The organism is Pseudophaeobacter sp. 1A09344 (assembly GCF_041008745.1).
In the GTDB taxonomy this organism is placed as follows: domain Bacteria; phylum Pseudomonadota; class Alphaproteobacteria; order Rhodobacterales; family Rhodobacteraceae; genus Phycobacter; species Phycobacter gallaeciensis_A.
The window spans coordinates 100,988-118,759 of sequence record NZ_JAXGFS010000011.1; the positions used below are offsets into that span (position 1 = coordinate 100,988).

At 59.1% G+C, this 17,772-nt stretch carries 20 protein-coding genes; 8 read left to right on the top strand and 12 right to left on the bottom strand.

Annotated features, from left to right (window positions below):
- Nucleotides 1-241: 241 nt before the first annotated feature.
- Complete coding sequence (locus tag SM765_RS18000) at nt 242-580, bottom strand: DUF736 domain-containing protein (protein WP_234163374.1); 339 nt, start codon at nt 578-580, stop codon at nt 242-244.
- Between the two features lie 500 nt (nt 581-1,080).
- Between SM765_RS18000 and SM765_RS18005 the strand changes: the two genes are divergently transcribed.
- The 3 genes from SM765_RS18005 to SM765_RS18015 are packed head-to-tail and all read left to right on the top strand — an operon-like array spanning nt 1,081 to nt 3,240.
- On the top strand, nt 1,081-1,797 hold the full coding sequence (locus SM765_RS18005) for a hypothetical protein (RefSeq protein WP_009574254.1): 717 nt from the start codon (nt 1,081-1,083) through the stop codon (nt 1,795-1,797).
- A gap of 30 nt (nt 1,798-1,827) precedes the next feature.
- On the top strand, nt 1,828-3,036 hold the full coding sequence (locus SM765_RS18010) for an XRE family transcriptional regulator (protein WP_108887760.1): 1,209 nt from the start codon (nt 1,828-1,830) through the stop codon (nt 3,034-3,036).
- A 9-nt stretch (nt 3,037-3,045) separates the two neighbouring features.
- Nucleotides 3,046-3,240 (top strand): hypothetical protein, encoded by a 195-nt coding sequence (locus tag SM765_RS18015; protein ID WP_009574256.1) that lies wholly within the window; start codon nt 3,046-3,048, stop codon nt 3,238-3,240.
- Nucleotides 3,241-3,343: 103 nt separating this feature from the next.
- Here the strand turns inward: SM765_RS18015 and SM765_RS18020 are convergent, their stop codons facing one another.
- The 4 genes from SM765_RS18020 to SM765_RS18035 are packed head-to-tail and all read right to left on the bottom strand — an operon-like array spanning nt 3,344 to nt 5,609.
- Nucleotides 3,344-4,270 (bottom strand): ImmA/IrrE family metallo-endopeptidase, encoded by a 927-nt coding sequence (locus tag SM765_RS18020; RefSeq protein WP_009574257.1) that lies wholly within the window; start codon nt 4,268-4,270, stop codon nt 3,344-3,346.
- 18 nt (nt 4,271-4,288) lie between these two features.
- Nucleotides 4,289-4,768, bottom strand: a complete 480-nt coding sequence (locus SM765_RS18025) for a helix-turn-helix domain-containing protein (RefSeq protein WP_009574258.1) — start codon at nt 4,766-4,768, stop codon at nt 4,289-4,291.
- Nucleotides 4,765-5,403, bottom strand: a complete 639-nt coding sequence (locus SM765_RS18030) for a GNAT family N-acetyltransferase (protein WP_368981646.1) — start codon at nt 5,401-5,403, stop codon at nt 4,765-4,767. Before SM765_RS18030 ends, SM765_RS18025 begins: the two co-directional genes overlap by 4 nt.
- Nucleotides 5,400-5,609 carry a hypothetical protein gene (locus tag SM765_RS18035; RefSeq protein ID WP_009574260.1) on the bottom strand — a complete coding sequence of 70 codons (210 nt, stop codon included), beginning with the start codon at nt 5,607-5,609 and terminating at the stop codon, nt 5,400-5,402. The genes SM765_RS18030 and SM765_RS18035 overlap by 4 nt, the downstream gene beginning before the upstream one ends.
- A 157-nt stretch (nt 5,610-5,766) precedes the next feature.
- Between SM765_RS18035 and SM765_RS18040 the strand changes: the two genes are divergently transcribed.
- From SM765_RS18040 to SM765_RS18050, 3 genes are read left to right on the top strand one after another with little or no spacing between them, the layout of a single operon-like run.
- Complete coding sequence (locus tag SM765_RS18040) at nt 5,767-6,684, top strand: multiubiquitin domain-containing protein (protein ID WP_009574261.1); 918 nt, start codon at nt 5,767-5,769, stop codon at nt 6,682-6,684.
- Nucleotides 6,681-8,093 carry a ThiF family adenylyltransferase gene (locus SM765_RS18045; RefSeq protein WP_368981647.1) on the top strand — a complete coding sequence of 471 codons (1,413 nt, stop codon included), beginning with the start codon at nt 6,681-6,683 and terminating at the stop codon, nt 8,091-8,093. The genes SM765_RS18040 and SM765_RS18045 overlap by 4 nt, the downstream gene beginning before the upstream one ends.
- A gap of 4 nt (nt 8,094-8,097) precedes the next feature.
- A complete protein-coding gene (locus tag SM765_RS18050; RefSeq protein WP_368981660.1) occupies nt 8,098-8,505 on the top strand; it encodes a ubiquitination-like system serine protease family protein in 408 nt (135 codons plus the stop codon).
- Nucleotides 8,506-8,565: 60 nt separating this feature from the next.
- Here the strand turns inward: SM765_RS18050 and scpB are convergent, their stop codons facing one another.
- Together scpB and SM765_RS18060 are read right to left on the bottom strand one after the other, a co-directional pair.
- Nucleotides 8,566-9,189 (bottom strand): SMC-Scp complex subunit ScpB, encoded by a 624-nt coding sequence (scpB, locus tag SM765_RS18055; RefSeq protein ID WP_368981648.1) that lies wholly within the window; start codon nt 9,187-9,189, stop codon nt 8,566-8,568.
- A gap of 2 nt (nt 9,190-9,191) precedes the next feature.
- Nucleotides 9,192-10,076 carry a DUF1403 family protein gene (locus SM765_RS18060; protein ID WP_368981650.1) on the bottom strand — a complete coding sequence of 295 codons (885 nt, stop codon included), beginning with the start codon at nt 10,074-10,076 and terminating at the stop codon, nt 9,192-9,194.
- 113 nt (nt 10,077-10,189) lie between these two features.
- Between SM765_RS18060 and SM765_RS18065 the strand changes: the two genes are divergently transcribed.
- The gene (locus tag SM765_RS18065) at nt 10,190-11,299 is read left to right on the top strand and encodes a tyrosine-type recombinase/integrase (RefSeq protein WP_368981651.1); all 1,110 of its coding nucleotides are present in this window, start codon (nt 10,190-10,192) and stop codon (nt 11,297-11,299) included.
- Nucleotides 11,300-11,311: 12 nt separating this feature from the next.
- Here SM765_RS18065 and repC read toward each other — a convergent pair whose 3' ends face one another.
- The 4 genes from repC to SM765_RS18085 all read right to left on the bottom strand — a co-directional run bounded on the left by repC (nt 11,312) and on the right by SM765_RS18085 (nt 15,788).
- Nucleotides 11,312-12,592, bottom strand: a complete 1,281-nt coding sequence (gene repC, locus SM765_RS18070) for a plasmid replication protein RepC (protein ID WP_368981652.1) — start codon at nt 12,590-12,592, stop codon at nt 11,312-11,314.
- 234 nt (nt 12,593-12,826) lie between these two features.
- A complete protein-coding gene (locus tag SM765_RS18075) occupies nt 12,827-13,870 on the bottom strand; it encodes a ParB N-terminal domain-containing protein (protein WP_292305188.1) in 1,044 nt (347 codons plus the stop codon).
- Nucleotides 13,867-15,222, bottom strand: a complete 1,356-nt coding sequence (locus SM765_RS18080) for a ParA family protein (RefSeq protein WP_368981653.1) — start codon at nt 15,220-15,222, stop codon at nt 13,867-13,869. Before SM765_RS18080 ends, SM765_RS18075 begins: the two co-directional genes overlap by 4 nt.
- A gap of 227 nt (nt 15,223-15,449) precedes the next feature.
- The gene (locus SM765_RS18085; protein WP_027238685.1) at nt 15,450-15,788 is read right to left on the bottom strand and encodes a DUF736 domain-containing protein; all 339 of its coding nucleotides are present in this window, start codon (nt 15,786-15,788) and stop codon (nt 15,450-15,452) included.
- 597 nt (nt 15,789-16,385) lie between these two features.
- Between SM765_RS18085 and SM765_RS18090 the strand changes: the two genes are divergently transcribed.
- On the top strand, nt 16,386-16,721 hold the full coding sequence (locus SM765_RS18090; RefSeq protein WP_350152463.1) for a hypothetical protein: 336 nt from the start codon (nt 16,386-16,388) through the stop codon (nt 16,719-16,721).
- Between the two features lie 119 nt (nt 16,722-16,840).
- Here the strand turns inward: SM765_RS18090 and SM765_RS18095 are convergent, their stop codons facing one another.
- Nucleotides 16,841-17,752, bottom strand: coding sequence for a DUF2493 domain-containing protein (locus tag SM765_RS18095; protein WP_350152465.1), 912 nt, complete (start codon nt 17,750-17,752; stop codon nt 16,841-16,843).
- Between the last annotated feature and the right edge of the window lie 20 nt (nt 17,753-17,772).

Genomic DNA, 17,772 nt, shown 5'->3' on the forward strand with positions numbered 1-17,772 from the left:
AACCGTGCAGGACAGCTATGCGGGTGTCACTGTTCCCTTAATTCTTGGACGCTGATGTATGTGACCGTTCAGAACCGCGGGGTCATGCTGCCCTGAGCAAGGGTGGTGTAGGACTTATGAAGCTCGCAATGTTGCCCGCAATAGGCTGCTTCGGGGCTTCATATTTCGTTCGTTCACTCAAACCGCTGTCGTTCCCAGGAACAAGAAAAAACCAGACCGCCGGAGCGGTCTGGCCGTTGGCTTAGGCGGCGTCTTTGGGGCCCCAAGGGATGACAGCCTGCAGGGACAGATCGTCCTGGTTTGCGGCCTTGCCGAGGTTGGCGTTGAAGCCGTGGTCGCGGATGGTCAGCGTGTAGTAGTCGGCGCCGGTCTCCTTGTTCTGCTTCTTCCAGATGCCGCCGCACTCGACCAGCTTGCCGCGCGGGGAGCGGCCGAGGACGCGGTGCGTGGGGGCCATCGGGTTCGTGATCGCGACGGGTTCGACCGTGATGTCGAGGTCGAAGGTCAGGGTCGAGATGGAGCCGACGCCCTTGGCGGTTTCGATGTCGGTGCTGGTGAATTTAATGCAGTTCGTGGTCATTGCTCTTCTCCTTGTTTGCGTTGCAATGATGGTCACCTTGCAGCTGGCCAAGGCCCGGCCACACCGAAGGCGAAGCGCAGCGGAGAGGGGCAGGCGCCGGTCTTTTTGTTCCGCGCGGAATGGCCCGCAGGGACAGGGGAAAAGGATCGGCGGCAACCTTTGTGGACGGGACGACAGCTGCGACCAGCATGTCATGCAACTCAGACAAAGGGAGAAGTGCGGTGGCCACGAAGGAAGGTAGGGGAACAGTCGAGGGACACGCGGCAGTGGCATGTGAAACAATAACCTATCGCCGGCCTCGTCTTCAGGATGAACCTCGAGAGGATCCAGTCCTAGGCCACTCGGCCAGCCTTGGACCGGTCGGCACTTGGTCAAAGCGAGGCACTAGCTCGGGATATCCAGGACGATAAGATGAACAAAGCCGGCTGCTCGCAATTGACTTAACGCAATTTTTGAGCCACATTTCCCGCAAAACGCAACCCCAAAGAATCGGAGCAGTCATGGGGGATTTTGTCAAAACCCGTTTCCCGGTCGCGATCTATCGCGGCCTGATCATTGATCTTGAGGACCGCCTGCGCGGAGAAGCCCTTAAAGCTCATCGAATGATTCAGGATCACTCTGGTCTGGATACACGTCGTGCACGGCGCCTTGAGGGAATGTCGCGTTTCCACATGATGGAAAAGGGGTTTCAGGAGGTCTGTGAACTTCATGGCGGCGCACTGCTCGACGGCGGCATTATCCCCGGTTCGGACTTCAAGGTTTTCCAACCGTTCATGCGTTTCGAGCATGAAGGGCAAGGCTTCATCCTTGGCCTCGCGGCAATGCCGGAACCCAGCAAGCTTCCGGTCAAGAACAAGTCGCGGAAGGCCGGTGTGACACTGAACTACAAGCTGTCTCCTCACTTCGATTTTGATGGTACTGCCCCTCAGATCGGGGACATCTGCATTTTGTTTCTCTTCGCTCGCGACCCTGAACAAGCCGGCAAGATTAAGGAGTTGGCCATCGGGCTCATTGACTCCGATTATGAGCAATACCTTTTCTACGAACGGATCGACCAGTACCTCGCGGATGACGGGGATGTGTCGGAACCCAGCTCGCCGTTTTCGACTCCTCCCGCATTGCCTGCCAGCGGTGCTGTCCGCCTGAAGCGCACGATGAAGCTTTTTGTTCCCCCCGAGGCTCCATCTGTGGATGACGAACAGGATGGCAAAGCGTAAAGGGTGCCACCGGCACCAGAGGAGGGAAAAATGCGAGTGGGAACACCCGGCTTCGTGCCGGAACGTCTCGTTGAGGCGCGCGCCGCCCGGCGCGTTCAAAGCATGAAAGAGTTGGCCTTGATGCTGGGAGTCAGCCCTAGTTCGGTTTCCCGTTGGGAAACCGGCAAACAGGCGCCGGAAGCTGATGCTCTGACAGAATTGGCGAAGGCCCTGCGGGTCCGGCGAGAGTTTTTTCTCCGTCCGGTCTTCGATAGCCCGCGACCGATGTTCTATCGAAAACTGGTCAGCACGCTGAAGCGCGACCGCGAGTATCAAACTTCTCAGGTGAGCTGGCTACATGAGATCAGCCACGTCTTGCAGCACTATGTTGATTTCCCCGAACTCGACATTCCAGACGTTCTGGGTGGCTCCAGCTACAGTCAGCTTCGGGACGAAGACATCGAGGACATCGCCGGCGAACTGCGGTCCCACTGGCAATTGGGCGAAGGCCCTTGCACAAATGTCGTAGCGGTCCTTGAAAAGATCGGCTGTGTCGTCGGCTCCATCGAAATGGGAACGTCCAAACTCGACGGCGTCTGCAGCTGGTCCAAGTCCGAGGACCGTCCTCACATCTTGCTCGCATCAGACAAGATGAATCTCCCCCGTCGTCAGATGGACGCCGCTCATGAACTGGGTCATGCAGTGCTGCACCGGAATGTCAGCGCAAAAGCATTGCGCGATGATCTTCCAGAGATCGAGCGCCAGGCATTCCGTTTCGCAAGCGCGTTTCTTATGCCGCAGACGACTTATGTGCCGGAGGTCCCGAACTACTCCCTTGCAGGGTTGCTGTCCCTGAAAGAACGTTGGCGCGTTTCTGTGAAGGCCCAGATCAAGCGGTTGGTGGATCTAGAAATCATCCCGCAGGATCATGCCACGCAGTTCTATAAGACCTATTCCGCCAAAGGCTGGAACCGACAAGAGCCGATGGACAAGGAGTGGGCTGTTCCAAAGCCACGTATGTTGCATGACGCTCTTTGCCTGATCGTGGATTCCGGCACCCGCAGTAAGGACGACCTGCTTTCGGTCGAGTTCACGATGCATCCAGGCGATATTGAGAACCTCGTCGGCCTTCCGTCTGGTTGGTTCAGCAAGAAAACAGGCGACGTGGTGTCATTGGCTCTCAAGACGGACGCTTCGCGTGAGACAGGTGCACCTGCAGGAGGGTCGGTGATCCCATTCTCCCGGCGTGAATCGCAATAGGGTTGGCACATGCGAGTGAAAATCGATGTCTCAGAAGAGGAACTGGATGGTGACTATGGCGCGGTTCCGGGTCTCATCATCACTTGTACCCGGTGCCGGCACTCTGTGGAGGTGTTCGGCACCGAAGAAAATTCGGTGAAACGCGGAGCGGTCATGCTTCGGGGTGAATGCCCTTTTGATGAGGACAATTACTATGAAGCATGATCTCGCAGCAGCAATTGGCCGTCATTGACAAGCAGCGCCAACCCTTGAAGCGCAAGCATTTCAGAGAGCTTGGCAGGCATTGTCAGACGGCTCTTAGAATATGCTAGATTGCGATCACTGATCGGTGCGGACCTCGGTAAACGCCGAGGGTTAGCGCATATCCCCATTTCACGGTTTCAAAGGTGAAGACATGTGGATCGCCGTTGTCATCATGGAGTACGATATCGGCACCCCCCAGTCGACCACCCCTGGCCGCCGAACAATAATCCACAACCATATTGAAGACGTCAATCTCATCGCAACCTTTGAAGCCGCTTGCAAACGCAGGCGACTGCACAAAGTGTGAACAGGGTTCTTTAGGGTCGAAGTCCGCTTCGCGTTTGATTGGATGCGGGTGTCCGGTGACCAGACCGATGATAGGCGTCGAGGCGCCCCAGATTTCGACACAACGCCAGAACGTCGTGGTGAGTGTGTTGTCAAAGCGGGGCTGGAGTGCCTTCACCGCCTCCAAACTTGGCGCATAGTCCCGTGCTTCGATGGCGAACCTATCGCGCAAGAATAGAAGACGCGCAGCAGCGAAGTTCGCCTCGGCTTCCATCTGTTCATGGCAGTTGGGCCGGAGCGTTTGCTTGTCGTCGCCGAGCATGGCCCCTTCGTGCCAGGGCAAGAGGCTGTGACCTACTTCATGTGCTTCAATCCAACGGAATTTCAGCTTGTGCAGATCCTTGTCCATTAGGATCCGTTTCTCATCCGGAAGGTAGAAGGCGCGCAGATCGAATTTCTTGACGGCATCTATGAAGAGAGTTGGTCGCCGCAAGACCTGCTTCCCGGCGACGCGCAACATGCTGATGACATCGTCCATCAGCGATGGATCGTCTTTTTGGAAGTATGCCCGATCAAGGTCGAGTGCATCCCGGACATGCTCAAGTTTGAGCGGCGGCTCTGGATTGCCCAGTCTGTTCAGCAGCCGCTCAACGCGTTCGTCGATACGTTCCTGAGTCCGCCGGCGAAGAATGTAGTTTTTGGCCATGGGACCCGTCTCGCTCTGTTACGTCGCTTTCATCGTCAGCGCTGCAACAACAGCGTCATGAAAGGCTTGTTCGTCTGGTGTCACATCCTTGATCGGAGCGGACCTGGCGGCGTATCGTGTGACTTCTTCCAGCCAATGGCCTTCTTTTGGGACCGCAAGGCCAGCCAGTTCCATCAGCTTTGGCTGCGGCAGATCAAGCGCGTTCGACAACCCCCATACGGTCCGGAGATCGGGTTCGTAATGAGGGTCCTGTTCGATACTCAGCAGCTCGCCGACCTCGATGTCCGCGTCGTCGGCGAGCTTTTCGATTGTCAGGCGCCGCTGTCTGCGCGCGACATTGATAAAGTGGCCGAATACCAGTCGGGTTTCTTCAACACGCAGAGATACCGCATCAGGGTCAACATGTGGGCGCGTGGCAAGAGCTCCAGCTCCAGGGGTAACATGCTCGTCGAATGCGAGCATTTTTTTGGACCATTCTGCGGAGATACCGTAAGTCATTTTAGCTCTCCTTTTAGGTATGCCTCGGCGGCGCCCGGTGTGGACTCGAAATACGGCAACTTGCCCTCATACTCGTCGGGCCGGGTGCCGAGGTTAGTGAAGCCGCAGCGCTCATAGAACGGGATTGCTTGCGGCAGGGAATGCAGGCCGACGCGGCCTTTGAAGCCTTCGTCGACACTGCGGGAAATGGCGGCGTGCATCAGCACAGGGCCGACCAGTCGATAAATCGGCGCGTCGGCATAAGGTTCGCGCCAGTTCCAGGGCGCGACTTCGAGATAGTCGACATAGACCAGATCCTGTCCGGCCTGAGAGTCCAAGCGAGCACGGCGGGAGGCGAGATCTAGCCGCATCATGCCTTGGGTCACATCGCGGCAGACGACACTATACCCAGTATGGCCGAGCAGCCCACGAACCTCATTCATCTTGCCGCGCCAGTCCCAGTGCCAACTTTGGGGCCAAGCGGTGTCGGCGGGACCGATACCGTTGTCCACCAGACGCTTCATGTAGGCCTGGACGGCCGGACGCCACTGGAACTGCCAGTCGATCAGCTGTTTCTCGGCAATCTCGTCATGCAGATCGGCCTCGACCATCGCACCAGCGGCGGCATCGAACAAATGGACCTGGTAGGCGGTCATAGCATCATGACTTCCGACTTATCCTTGGTCTTGTCGTCTTCGAAGAACAGCTTGTCGCCGCGCTCGAGCCGGACATCGACCATCTGATACAGACGCAGGGCCTGCCTTATCACGCCGATCTTGCTGAGATCCTTTTTGGCGCAAAGGCCTTCCAAAACGCCCATCTCCGCATCTGTGAGATTGAGCGTCATCGTTCGCTTGCTCATTTCCTTATCCTCCAAGACACGTGAGACATAGCCATACTTGAAGCAATTGTCAACTTAAAAATAGCCTACAGTTAGCCATTGACTGGTCATTCTTTGGCTACTATATCCACCAAATGAGGCCGGTCTGGATCGGCGAGCACAGAAAAGGAGACTGGCCATGGCGCTGGAAACGATTGAACTTGAAGACGTGGCGGCTTGCGTCGCTGCTGGACGGAACCCACGCCCCCAGGGGCCGTACCGGGTGCAGGTCGGCAATGGAGACCTCACCTTTGACGGATACCGGATCGACGATCCGGTGCCGACCGGGAGGCAACTTCTGGACCTCGTCTCGGCGCGTCCCGCGGAGGAGCACTTGGTGTTCCAGTTGCTTCGCAATGGCGATTTGAAAGAGTTGACGCTCGATGAGACGGTCGATCTGCGCACGGCAGGGGTTGAGCGCTTCATCGTGTTCAAGAGTGCGGAATCCTACCGCATCGAACTGGATGGTCAGGTGAAGGAATGGGGCGCCTGCGTAATCAGCGGCCGGGTCCTGAAGCAGCTGGCAGGTGCCGCCGACAAACCGGACTACGGTGTCTGGATGGAAATCCGTGGCGCTGAGGACCGTCCGATCGACGACAACGAGCTCGTCAGGTTGGACGGAAAAGGTCTGGAGAGGTTCTTCACCGGGGCGACTACCTCGACCGAAGGCGCGGAAGCCCCCATCCTGCCTATGCGTGATCGCCGATACCTCGAAGGACGCGGCCTGACTTTCGTCGAATACCGCGAAGGAGCGCAGACCGGTGTAATCCTGCGAGGCTATTGCCTACCGGACGGCAAATATCAGGTGGCACAGGCCGACATCCTGATCCTGCTGCCGCGGGGCTATCCGGATGCTGCGCCGGACATGTTCTATGCGCAGCCCTGGCTGACACTGGCCCTTTCGAGCCGCTACCCGCGTCAAGCCGACCAGCCGCTGATCTTCAATGGGCAGCGCTGGCAGCGTTGGTCGCGGCACAACAGCGACTGGCGTCCCGGCACCGATGGTATCTGGACCATGCTTAAGAGGGTTGAGACGGCGCTGGAGATTGCGGCATGAGCCGCCTCGATTTCACCTTGCAGGAACGTCACGAAGCCGAGCTTCGGGCGCTCCTGCACCGCCCCGATGGCCATGAAGCCGCAGCCTACGTGCTTTATGGAGTGAGCCGTGTCGCGATGGACCCTTGGGATCGCCAATCCCGTTTGCGACTGACGTCCTACCGCGTGATCCCAGTTCCGGACGAGGATCTGATTTCGGCCAGCGACAAGCATGTCACTTGGTCAACGAAATCGTTTCTTGACCTGTGTCGTGTGGCAAAAGCAGAAGGCCTGATCGTCGGCATCGCCCATAGCCACCCGGGCGGGTATCCCGAATTCTCCACACAGGACGAAAAAAACGAACGGGAACTGTATCGACTGGCGCGGAACCGGAATGGTGCCGGCGTCATGTTAGCAAGCCTGCTGCTGATTGATGGTGATATCTGTGATTACGCAGCACGTCTGTGGATCGACGACACCCAGCCGATCGACAGCGATGCTGTCATAGCCGTTGGTGCACGGCTTCGTGTTCTGAATGGGCTGAGCGGGTTTTCCGGAGAAGCCTTCGAGCGGCAAGCGCTTGCCTTCGGACCTTCACTGAATCTTCTGCTGGCCCGGCTGAAAATCGGTGTCGTGGGCTGTGGCGGCACGGGTAGTGCGGTTGCGATGCTGTTGGCCCGGCTCGGCGTCGGCCAGATTGCCCTTTTCGACGAAGACATTGTTGAAGTGAGCAATCTGAACCGCTTGCATGGAGCTCGACGGGACGATGCCGATGGCATGCGGCTTAAGGTCGAAGTCGTCGCGCGAGAACTGGCGGGTCTTGGTCTTGGTGTCCGCCCGGTTGTGATCCCGCACTGGGCGGATGCAGATGAGGCACGCGATGCCTTGCTCTCCTGCGACATCATCTTTGGGTGCACTGATGATCACGCAGGCCGACTGTTTCTAAGTAGGTTCGCATATTTTTACCTGCGCCCGGTCATTGATCTGGGACTCGCACTCACACCGCGTGGTGAAGACGGTCAAGTTGGGAACATGATTGGCCGGGCGACGGTCTTGCGCCCTGGCACACCTTGCCTGCTGTGCCGCGGTATCGCACACCCACATCGGGCGGCGGAGGAAGAACTGCGTCGTGCCGCGCCGGCGGAGTATGAGCGTCAGAAACGTGAAGCTTATGTGCGCGGCGGCGGCAATCCAGCACCAGCGGTCGTCACGTTCACGACGGAAACAGCGACTATGGCCGTCAACGAGCTGCTGCAGGGTTTGACCGGTTATCGAGACGATGGCGGCTGGGCGGCGCAGCGCATTCGGCGTTTTGATCTCGGGATTGATCGATTGCAGGGGGCAAAGCAAAATCCCGGGTGCATCCTGTGTGTCGATCAGGGTTACTGGGGCCGGGGTGATGTCGACCCTTTCATGGATAGGGTGGGTTGAGAAGATGTTTGGTAACATTGCACGACGCTTTCTGATCTGGTGCCGGTTTATCCCCCGCGTCGACCTAGTCGGCCGGGTGCAGGCCACGCATCCCGAGACCACTGCCCTAACGGCAGATGCATTGGTTGTCGTCCGAGACGGCAGCATCGAAAAATGGGCTTGCTTCCAGTGCCCGGGCGGCTGCGGCCAGAAGATCCAGCTGTCGCTGAGTAGAAGTCGGCGCCCGCGTTGGTCGGTGCGGCTTGACTGGCTCGGTCGGCCGACTGTGGAGCCATCGATCCGGCAAACTAACCAGTGCCATTGCCACTTTTGGGTTCGTCAAGGGCAGGTACAATGGTGCGCGGACAGTCCGAAAATTAAGTCGCACCCAAATCGAAGCCGAGAGATGGAAGCGGCCATAAAAGCAAGATAGAATTGCTGGTGGTCAGAGCAAAAGCCGCTGGATGGCTCATCTCGCACACGTTGTTCAACTTTAGGCTTGCTGGGAACACACTACCTGATCTGGAACACCCATTACACCGGCATCCACCAGCTGCTCCCGATCGGGAAGATCGCGCAGGCTCTCCAACCCGAACGCGACAAGGAACTGCTCGGTCGTCACAAATGTATAAGGCGCCCCACGCCGAGGCGACCTTGGCCCGGTCCCGATCAGGCCACGCGCATGCAGCCGCCCGATCAGGTCGCGGCTGATCTCCTTGCCGAAGATGTCTTTGAGCCCGTCGCGCGTAATCGGCTGATGGTAGGCGATGGCCGCCAGCACCGCGACGTCGAATTCACTCAAGTCCAGCAGTTGGTCGCCGACATCTGCCGCCGCGCGGATCGCGGGGGCGTAGGTGGCGCGCGTGCAGAACATCCAGCCGCCAGCGACCTGGGCGATCTCGAAGGCCCGCCCCTCCAGATCGGCGGCGAGGTCCTCAACCAGCAGGTCGACCGACGCCCCCTGCCCCACCACGCGCGCCAGATCGTCGCGCGGTACCGGCGAAGCTGAGGCAAAGAGCACCGCCTCGATCCGGCGCATCCATTCCCGCCAGCGCAGCTCAGGCGGCAAGTCGGGCAACTCGCGATCAAGTTGGGCTGCGGGGCGATCCTTGGCCATCCCTACACCCCATAAAGCCGGAAGGTGTCGCGACCGGTCAGTTCACGGATCGCGCCAAGATCGACCAGCCGGTCGCAGAGCCGCCGCGCGGCGCGATCCGGCAAGGGCAAAGATGAAGGCGCCACGGCATCGTGGGTCAGGAACATCTCAACCGCTTTTCCCGCCCCCTTGGCGCGCAGCTTTGGCGCGACTGTGTTCAAGTGTGCCGCGCGCCGGGACAGGTCGACCGCCACACTTACGACTTCCATAGCCGAAGCCGTCACCGCGCGATAACAGGCCACGCGCAAATCGTCCCTGCGCTTGCGTAAATCGGCGCGTTTCAAACCGATCACCATGAGAGGCAGCAGCGTCTCCCAGCCAAGCGCCTGTGCCAAAGCGGCATCGGCGAGGATCAGTGCTGACGTCTCCGCGCGCGACCTGTCCGTCAAAACAGTTTCCAACACCCTGGCGGCTCGGGCCACCGGCGCGCCCTGCCCTGCATCCAGCCAGTCCGCGATTTGTCCTGTACCCAACCCGCCTATGGCCCAAGACAGTACCCTGATCGACACCGGCCGCTCCACCGCGCGCCGCCACGACAGGTATGTTTCCCCTGCTGGCCCCGGAAGGTCTCCGGGGCGCAAAAGGTGTACAGCGTCGCGCAACTCCGCTGCCCGCTCCGGGCGGCCAGAGAACGCGACACAAGCCTCCGCTGCGCGCAGTGCCAAGCGGTCCCGCAACAAGGCGTGGGGCACCTCCGTGTGTCCCAACACAAGATGCAGGTGGTTCAGCGTCGCGCCCAACAAAAACGCAACATCTTCAAGGGTTTCAGCACGCGTGGAGGTGACCCAGGCAGGCATCCGGGGTAACGTGTCGAGGTCGCTGATGTGATCTAGCCGGGCAAAAGTCATGCCCGAAGCCTACATCACGACGGCGCTTTTTGCCAGAAAATAGCACATAAACCGCCTCTCTTTGCCGATGCTATTTATGTCCAATAAGTTTGCATTATCGGACATAAAAGAATATGCTCGGCGGCATGACAGAAAACCACGAGAAACCGCGCTCAGAGGCGGCGAACGGGTCCTCGATCGACGAAGGCGACGAGAGAGATCGCCCCGGGGATGAGGCCGTCAGACTGCCCTCCTTTGTGGCCGGTTCCGGCACTCTCGATCGGCTGGTCGATACCGCCCGCGGCTATGCCCGCGCCGCGGCATCGGACAACACCCTGAAGTCCTATGCGAAGGACTGGAAACATTTCGCGCGCTGGTGCCGGATGAAGGGCGCCGAGCCATTGCCCCCCTCCCCTGAAATGATCGGGCTGTATCTCGCGGACCTGGCCTCCGGTTCGGGCCCCTCCCCTGCCCTCTCCGTCTCAACCATCGACCGCCGCCTGTCCGGTCTCGTCTGGAACGTCGCACAGCGCGGCTTTTCCCTCGATCGCAAGAACCGTCACATCGCCACGGTGCTGGCCGGGATCAAGCGCAAGCACGCGCGCCCGCCGGTGCAGAAGGAAGCGATCCTGGCTAAGGACATCCTCGCGATGGTCGCCACCCTTCCTTTCGACCTGCGCGGGCTGCGGGATCGGGCGATCCTTCTTTTGGGCTACGCCGGAGGCTTGCGCCGCTCGGAAATCGTCAGCCTCGACGTGCACAAAGACGACACACCGGATTCCGGCGGCTGGATCGAAATCATGGAAGAAGGAGTCCTGCTTACCCTCAACGCCAAGACCGGCTGGCGCGAGGTAGAAATCGGGCGCGGCTCGAAGGACCAGACCTGCCCCGTCCACGCCCTCGAGCAATGGCTGCATTTCGCAAAGATCGACTTCGGCCCGGTCTTCGTCGGCACTTCGCGCGACGGCAAAAGAGCATCCGAAACCAGATTGAACGACAAGCATGTCGCACGCCTGATCAAGCGCACGGTCCTAGACGCCGGCATCCGCTCCGAACTGCCCGAAAAGGACCGCCTGGCGCTGTTTTCTGGCCACTCACTGCGCGCCGGTCTCGCCAGTTCAGCGGAAGTCGACGAACGCTACGTGCAAAAGCAGCTCGGGCACGCCTCGGCCGAGATGACCCGCCGCTACCAGCGCCGGCGCGACCGGTTCCGCGTGAACTTGACCAAGGCCGCCGGACTCTGACCCGCTGCCCCATCATGCCGCCTGTCCACTGAGCCTGCCATAGAAGCTGCGCTCGAGATGCAGCTCCCCTGCCCCGGCTTTCTCGACCATGCCGCGCAGATAGCCGCCAGGCGAGGACACTTCGCCTGCGCAATGCTTCTCGAAGACAAGCGCCAGCGCCGCTGTCGCCACCTGTTTGCCCAGCCGGTCTTGCGCCACGTTCCACGCATGCTCGGACACCCCGATCATCGGCCTGAGCTGCCCTGCAACCCGGTGCAGATCACCCCAATCCTTCAGGAACCCGCCCAAATTGCGCGCCCAGGACGCGAATTCAGGACAGGCCTGCATCACTGTGGGCAGATCCAGCGCAGCGCGCTTCTTGCGCACCTCGGCCACCCACTCTTCCAGCTCCCTATCAACCTGATCTTCGGGCTGAGCATTGGGCACTACGGCCGCGACTTCCTCATTTTCTGAGGAATTACGAGTTACAGGATCAAGTTGGTTTGTAATTAGTATATGAGGGTCAGAAATGACCTCCCTGGGGTTCATTTCTTGAGTCTTCTCGGGAACTTGCTCCTTGGTTTCAGGCATGTTTTCCACAGGCAGCACGGCCTCAGTTGCCTTGAGGTAGGCCACCTCGACGCGCTCCTGTAGCTCCTTGAACCAGCCCAGCAGCCGTGCAAGCTGCTCGGACGATTCATGGCGGCGCGGAAGCCGGTCCAGAAGCTCCTCGAAGAGCCCCGTGAACTGCGTCCAAGGCCCGCGCAGCGCGCTGCTGACGGCCGCCTCGATCCGCGCGCGGATCATGCGGCGTGCCACAGTGATCTGACGCTTCAGGCGTTGGCAGAGCTCGCGCTCGGCCTGCAAATCGGCATGGAGCTCCTCGAACTCCTCGACACGCGCCGACAGAGGCGACAGATCGAAGCCGTAGGCCTCGACAATGCGCCCTTCGGCGTCCCTACGGCCCCATCGCTTGCCGTTCGGGCTATCCTGGAAGGATATCACGCCGATCTCGGCCAGCCGCCGTGCATGGCGCTTGAGTGCAGAGAGCGAAAACCCCGTCTGCTCCATCAGATAGGCGTTCGACGCCCAGACGATCGGGCGCTGGCCCTCTTCCCAGTCCTGGGCCTGGGTGAAGGCCCCCAGCGTGTCGAGGAGCATCAAGTCTCCGGCCTTGAGGCCAATGTAGGCCCCCACCCGCTTCACGGCCACGAAGGCCCGCGTTTTGGGTACAGCCACCTGTTCACCGGCTTGGGCAAGCTGCTCTGCAATGCCAAGACCCGGTGTCGGCTTGCGCCAACCTGTATGTTTCATGGATAGTTCTCGCCTCCTCTGCTTGATGGAGGGCAAAAGAATCCCGTTCGCTCAGGAGCGTTGCTGTTGACAGTGATTCGCCGGAGAACTATCTTGATAGCGACCAAACTAATCTTGATAAGCTCTCAGGCCCTCAGCTTGGGGGCTTTTCTTTTGCCGTTATCTCAAAGCATATCCGCTCCTGTTTCTTACCTCGTTTGGATCGAAGACGACCGTCTCCGCGGCTCCTGCCTCTTACTTCGATCCGTGTTTCTCCAAGTACTCAGCGATGACATCACTCAAACCTCTGAGAATGTCCTCGTCCAATGTTAGCCCCGTGGCAGCGACAGAGAGCTTCCCGCCCTGCCCTGTAACACTCAATTTCCGCGAACCGATCTTTCGCTGTACCGTGAGTTTCTTTGGGCTCTGCGATTTCTTTTTTGCAGGCTTGGACGGCTTTTTAGTCAGGTCGCCAAGAACCTTTTCGAGGTCACGGTGGCTGAGATCGTAGACATCTTTGCACGTGTGCAAAATCTCACCTCTAGCCGCATAGACAGCGCGACCACGTGATACCGCGCTGTTATGGACACCCACACGCTTGGCGAACTCGGTTGCAGTTATCTTCTCGTCCGGTTTGGCATCTTGTAGCCGCTCGAACATTTCGCCTATCGAAACCAGACGCTCGAATGCGCTCAGGTTTTCACGTTCCTCATTTTCCCGGAAGCGCATGAATAGCATCTCGAACTGCTCTTCACGGGAACCCCGATGGGATTGTGGAACCAGAATGGCGCGGACAGGCAATCCCAAAGCTTCAAGGATCGCATGGCGTCGCCGACCCACGATCAACTGGAATGTCACGCCTTCTACGTTCTCGGGCTCACGTTCATCCGGTCGCCAATCAGGATCCGCTGGCCGAACATGAATGGGCGTATCTTGACCATTCTTCTCGATACTCTCTTTGAGCTTCTCGAATGCCTCTTGGTCGCGCCAATCTTCACGCCGGTCCGATCCAATCACGTCCACGATCTGAGACGGATCAATCTGCAACTCATGTCGACCCGCGAGAATGCGCTCCACGACCTGTGCGCGCTCAACGTGAAGCATCTGGCTGGCGTCTGAAAGCGCTCCGGCCTTCCAAGCACTGCCAGAGCCGCCCAGTCTTGGCTTAACCCCACCAACCAGTTTCGCTTCGTCTTCGTGGACCTGTTCGCTTGCACCAGATCCAGGAGCCGCAGACACATTCTCATCTGGGCGCGCGGACTTTTTCTTGAGGACCGAGCTGCTCAATGTTCGCTTCATTCGGCTTCCTCCTCGAAATTGTAGAAGTTCTGCATCCAATCTTCGGCATAGCCACGCTCAAGACCAGGCCAGAGGCGTGAGACGATGGCGTCATTCACTGCGTCAGCATTCTCGATGAACCTGTTGATGCCTTTTCGCTTGCCTGGCGTATCTGGGTCATACTCGTAGACGGACTGATAAACGTCCGACGCGTTCGAAATAGCATCGGAGCGAAGATAGAATACGGGCAGCACCTCATCTGGGCAGTTTTCGAGCAGGTTGCCGACCTGTGTGAGATCTTGCTCATTTGTTCTCTGCACGATCGTGGGCAACAGCATATGTGCCGCACCGCCCATATCGATCCGATCCGTCGCGAAAATGTGGCGCAGCATGGTGAGGAGACCAGTCACAAAGGTGGACAAGGTCGCAATGTCGAACCCCTTCATCGTCTGCGGGATAATCAACGAAGTAGACGCCATCACATTGTTCAGCTGGAACAGTGTCAGCGCAGGCTGATAGTCGATGATGATGCAGTCCAAGGTCTCGTTGAGGGCACTTTCAAGCTTCGCTTGGTCGACCCTACCGTTGGTCACCAGTTCATTCGGACGGGTGACCGGTGGATGCCCCTCTTTCCAACGATCTATGGAGTCTCTTAGGAACCTGTAGAACCGCTTTTCCGGGGTGCCCGCTCGCAACAACCTCGCGATCTGAATTTCACCTTCGGAGGTTTCGCCATGCGCAGGTACTAGCCGCACGCCCGGCCAAGAGGTTTTCTTGAAGAACCCGTCAAGCGTCTCCGCATCATAGTCAGTGTAAGGGATGGACTCGTCGGTCTGAAACAGCCCCGCGAAGTCAACCATCGTCGGAGTTTCGTCATCTGGCAAAGTTGGCATTTCTTCGCCGCCGACAAAATAGAGCGTGATCGTGCTCTGGGGGTCTGCGTCCATGACGCCGACTCGCATGCCGTAGTGCAGACTCAGGTACTGAGCGAAGTGCGCAGCACTAAGCGACTTTGCCGTACCACCTTTCTGACTTGCGAATGAAATGACGGGCAAAGGATCGTCGGGTTTGCGCCAAGCAAGAAAATGCTCAGGCCGCTTTGCTGATGCAGCCATCAAAGCCCGGATGTGCATCAGCTCCGTCAGTGTAAAAACACGTTCGCGCCCTACATGTTTGCCGGCAGGAAAATCCTCATTGTCCTTAGCGAACTTCGTTAGATGCTGATGGCTAATGTTCAGGAAGCGAGCGCATTGACGCATCGACCAAGAGCGCTTGATGCGCTCACGCATCGTCAACTCCTTGTTGACCGAGACCATGGTCCGGCCAAGGCCCCGCTCGAGCTCTTGAAGGAACTGTTCTATACTGCCGCCCATTACACCGCTCTCATTTCGACTCTCTCACGGACTCGCTCCGAGTTGTAAATAGCACGGTTTTTGAGGAAATGTACAGATATTGTACGCCTACAGGATTTTCGGCGCACAATATGGGCTACACCGATTGAAAATACGGACAGCAACCTGAGCCGCGAGGTGATTTTGCACGCGTGCAAAAACCTCGAAGCCTGGTGCAGCCAGACCGCCGGAGCGGCCTGGCTGTTGGCTTAGGCGGCGTCTTTGGGACCCCAGGGGATGATCGCCTGCAGGGACAGATCGTCCTGGTTGGCGGCCTTGCCGAGGTTTGCGTTGAAGCCGTGGTCGCGGATGGTCAGCGTGTAGTAGTCGGCGCCGGTCTCCTTGTTCTGCTTCTTCCAGATGCCACCGCACTCGACCAGCTTGCCGCGCGGGGAACGGCCGAGGACGCGGTGCGTGGGGGCCATCGGGTTGGCGCTTGCGACGGGTTCGACCGTGATGTCGAGGTCGAAGGTCAGGGTCGAGATGGAGCCGACGCCCTTAGCGGTTTCGATGTCGGCGCTGGTGAATTTGATGCAGTTCGTGGTCATTGCTCTTCTCCTTGTTTGCGTTGCAATGATGGTCACCTTGCAGCTGGCCAAGGCCCGGGCACACCGAAGGCGAAGCGCAGCGGAGAGGGGCAGGCGACGGTCTTTTTGGTCCGCGCGGAATGACCCGCAGGGTCAGGAGAAAAAGATCGGCGACAACCTTTGTGGGCGGGACGACAGCTGCGACCAGCATGTCATGCAACTCAGACACCCGGAGAAGTGCGGTGGCCGCGAAGGAAACTGGGTGAACAGCCGACAGCCAAGAATGCCGAAGCGATCCTTGCACAGTCACACCTGATCTTTCGATACACACCACGACCCGTCGCAACGCAACACCGGCCCGTGTTCAGTTCCTCGGTCGAGTCACCCAGGGGCCTCAAGCAGAAAGTGATCTAACAGGCTGGAGAAGGTGAAATACCAGGGCGAAGACACGCGCATCGATCCCCGACGATTTCAACCCCGGCCGCGTTGCGAACTTCGAGGATGTCCCGTATGGCATCGCGAAACTGAGCAACGACGCTTGCGACCCGGAAGATCACGTTGAAGCTCGGGCCCGCTCCAATCCCGATACGTGTCGGCATAAGTGAAGATGATAAGCAGTTGGACGGCGCAACACCGAATGTGGTCACCGAGGATGGCCTGCGCGATCTGCTCACAAGTGGCTACCTCATCGAGGTGATCTGCAACCAGACTGCCGAGAAGCGCCACAACAGTTGGTATGGCTCCTTGGTCGTGCACGCGGTGACGGAGGATGGCCAGGACGCGAAGATGCTTGTCACGAGCCGTAGCGTCTTCAAGTTGCGCGAGTTCAAGACGATCGTCGGATTGGTCAGTTCCCTGGCCGACATGGGGTGCCTTTCGGCAAACATCCCGCTGATCGCGGGACGACGAGAGCGTCACGAGGCTTCAGGAAGGCCCGCGACAGCGACCAGCTAGAAACACTCATCCACACACTCAGCAGTCTGTCGGACCAAATCCCGCAGAACTGGCACCTCTGTAAACTCTTAGAGCGAACCGCACAGGCGCCCTGACTGATGTCATGGTAGAACCGGGGCCTAAGCCCCGATCCTCTTGATGCGAATCCCGAGCTTGCGGGCCTTGTCGACAATGTTCTCGGTGATGCCCGAACCGGGGGTGGCGATCAGACCCTGGGGCATGGTCTCGAGCATCTTGTCATTGCGCTTGAAGGGGGCAGCCTTGCCGTGGCTCTTCCAGTCGGGCTTGAAGACCACCTGGGTGACACCACGGGTATCTGCCCAGCGGGCCGCGATCATCTCGGCACCTTTGGGCGTGCCGCCGTGCAGCAGCACCATGTCGGGGTATTTGGCGTGCGTAGCGTCGAGGACGGACCAGATCAGATCGTAGGCGTGATAGTCCCCGCCCGAGAAAGCGATCCGCGTACCTTCGGGGCAGTGCACTTCGGTCTCCTTGCGGCGCTTGGCCGAGAGATAGGCCCGGCTGTCCACCACGGCGGAGGTGAGACCGCGATGCGAGACCTTGGATCCGGTGCGGGGTAGCCAGGGCGAACCGGTGGCGGCCGAGAAGTGATCCACGGCCAGATCGCGCATCTGCTCGAAGGCGTCGCGATGGTCCCAGAGCTTGAGCCCGATCATCTGGAGGCGCTCGAGTTCGACTGAGGCGACCTCGGAGCCGTCCTGGATCGCCAGACTTTCCCGGACCTCAAATTCGTTGTCGTCGAGAAGCTTCTGGATATGGGTGAGCCGGCGATGGAAGATCGAAGTGAGGGTCCAGAGCATCTCTTCGAGATTGTCTTCCAACTGGCTGCCGGTGAGGAGGCCGATGGTGGTGTCAAAGAGCGTCGCCATGGCGAGCTCGACCTCGTCGGGCTGGGGTAGGGGGCGATGATCGGTCTCGCCGGGCCCGGGCGCTGCGCCGTGAAGCGCCAGGTGGTCGAGGATGGCGGAGGTCACGCCGGTCTCCTCTTGGATGTCTGTCTGATGGGGCATTTTCTGGTTCCTCTGTTTGA

What these genes read in the sequence shown, in the direction of transcription:
- SM765_RS18000 (WP_234163374.1), bottom strand. Translation starts at nt 580, where the DNA reads ATGACCACGAACTGCATTAAATTCACCAGCACCGACATCGAAACCGCC.
- SM765_RS18005 (WP_009574254.1), top strand. Translation starts at nt 1,081, where the DNA reads ATGGGGGATTTTGTCAAAACCCGTTTCCCGGTCGCGATCTATCGCGGC.
- SM765_RS18010 (WP_108887760.1), top strand. Translation starts at nt 1,828, where the DNA reads ATGCGAGTGGGAACACCCGGCTTCGTGCCGGAACGTCTCGTTGAGGCG.
- SM765_RS18015 (WP_009574256.1), top strand. Translation starts at nt 3,046, where the DNA reads ATGCGAGTGAAAATCGATGTCTCAGAAGAGGAACTGGATGGTGACTAT.
- SM765_RS18020 (WP_009574257.1), bottom strand. Translation starts at nt 4,270, where the DNA reads ATGGCCAAAAACTACATTCTTCGCCGGCGGACTCAGGAACGTATCGAC.
- SM765_RS18025 (WP_009574258.1), bottom strand. Translation starts at nt 4,768, where the DNA reads ATGACTTACGGTATCTCCGCAGAATGGTCCAAAAAAATGCTCGCATTC.
- SM765_RS18030 (WP_368981646.1), bottom strand. Translation starts at nt 5,403, where the DNA reads ATGACCGCCTACCAGGTCCATTTGTTCGATGCCGCCGCTGGTGCGATG.
- SM765_RS18035 (WP_009574260.1), bottom strand. Translation starts at nt 5,609, where the DNA reads ATGAGCAAGCGAACGATGACGCTCAATCTCACAGATGCGGAGATGGGC.
- SM765_RS18040 (WP_009574261.1), top strand. Translation starts at nt 5,767, where the DNA reads ATGGCGCTGGAAACGATTGAACTTGAAGACGTGGCGGCTTGCGTCGCT.
- SM765_RS18045 (WP_368981647.1), top strand. Translation starts at nt 6,681, where the DNA reads ATGAGCCGCCTCGATTTCACCTTGCAGGAACGTCACGAAGCCGAGCTT.
- SM765_RS18050 (WP_368981660.1), top strand. Translation starts at nt 8,098, where the DNA reads ATGTTTGGTAACATTGCACGACGCTTTCTGATCTGGTGCCGGTTTATC.
- scpB (WP_368981648.1), bottom strand. Translation starts at nt 9,189, where the DNA reads ATGGCCAAGGATCGCCCCGCAGCCCAACTTGATCGCGAGTTGCCCGAC.
- SM765_RS18060 (WP_368981650.1), bottom strand. Translation starts at nt 10,076, where the DNA reads ATGACTTTTGCCCGGCTAGATCACATCAGCGACCTCGACACGTTACCC.
- SM765_RS18065 (WP_368981651.1), top strand. Translation starts at nt 10,190, where the DNA reads ATGCTCGGCGGCATGACAGAAAACCACGAGAAACCGCGCTCAGAGGCG.
- repC (WP_368981652.1), bottom strand. Translation starts at nt 12,592, where the DNA reads ATGAAACATACAGGTTGGCGCAAGCCGACACCGGGTCTTGGCATTGCA.
- SM765_RS18075 (WP_292305188.1), bottom strand. Translation starts at nt 13,870, where the DNA reads ATGAAGCGAACATTGAGCAGCTCGGTCCTCAAGAAAAAGTCCGCGCGC.
- SM765_RS18080 (WP_368981653.1), bottom strand. Translation starts at nt 15,222, where the DNA reads ATGGGCGGCAGTATAGAACAGTTCCTTCAAGAGCTCGAGCGGGGCCTT.
- SM765_RS18085 (WP_027238685.1), bottom strand. Translation starts at nt 15,788, where the DNA reads ATGACCACGAACTGCATCAAATTCACCAGCGCCGACATCGAAACCGCT.
- SM765_RS18095 (WP_350152465.1), bottom strand. Translation starts at nt 17,752, where the DNA reads ATGCCCCATCAGACAGACATCCAAGAGGAGACCGGCGTGACCTCCGCC.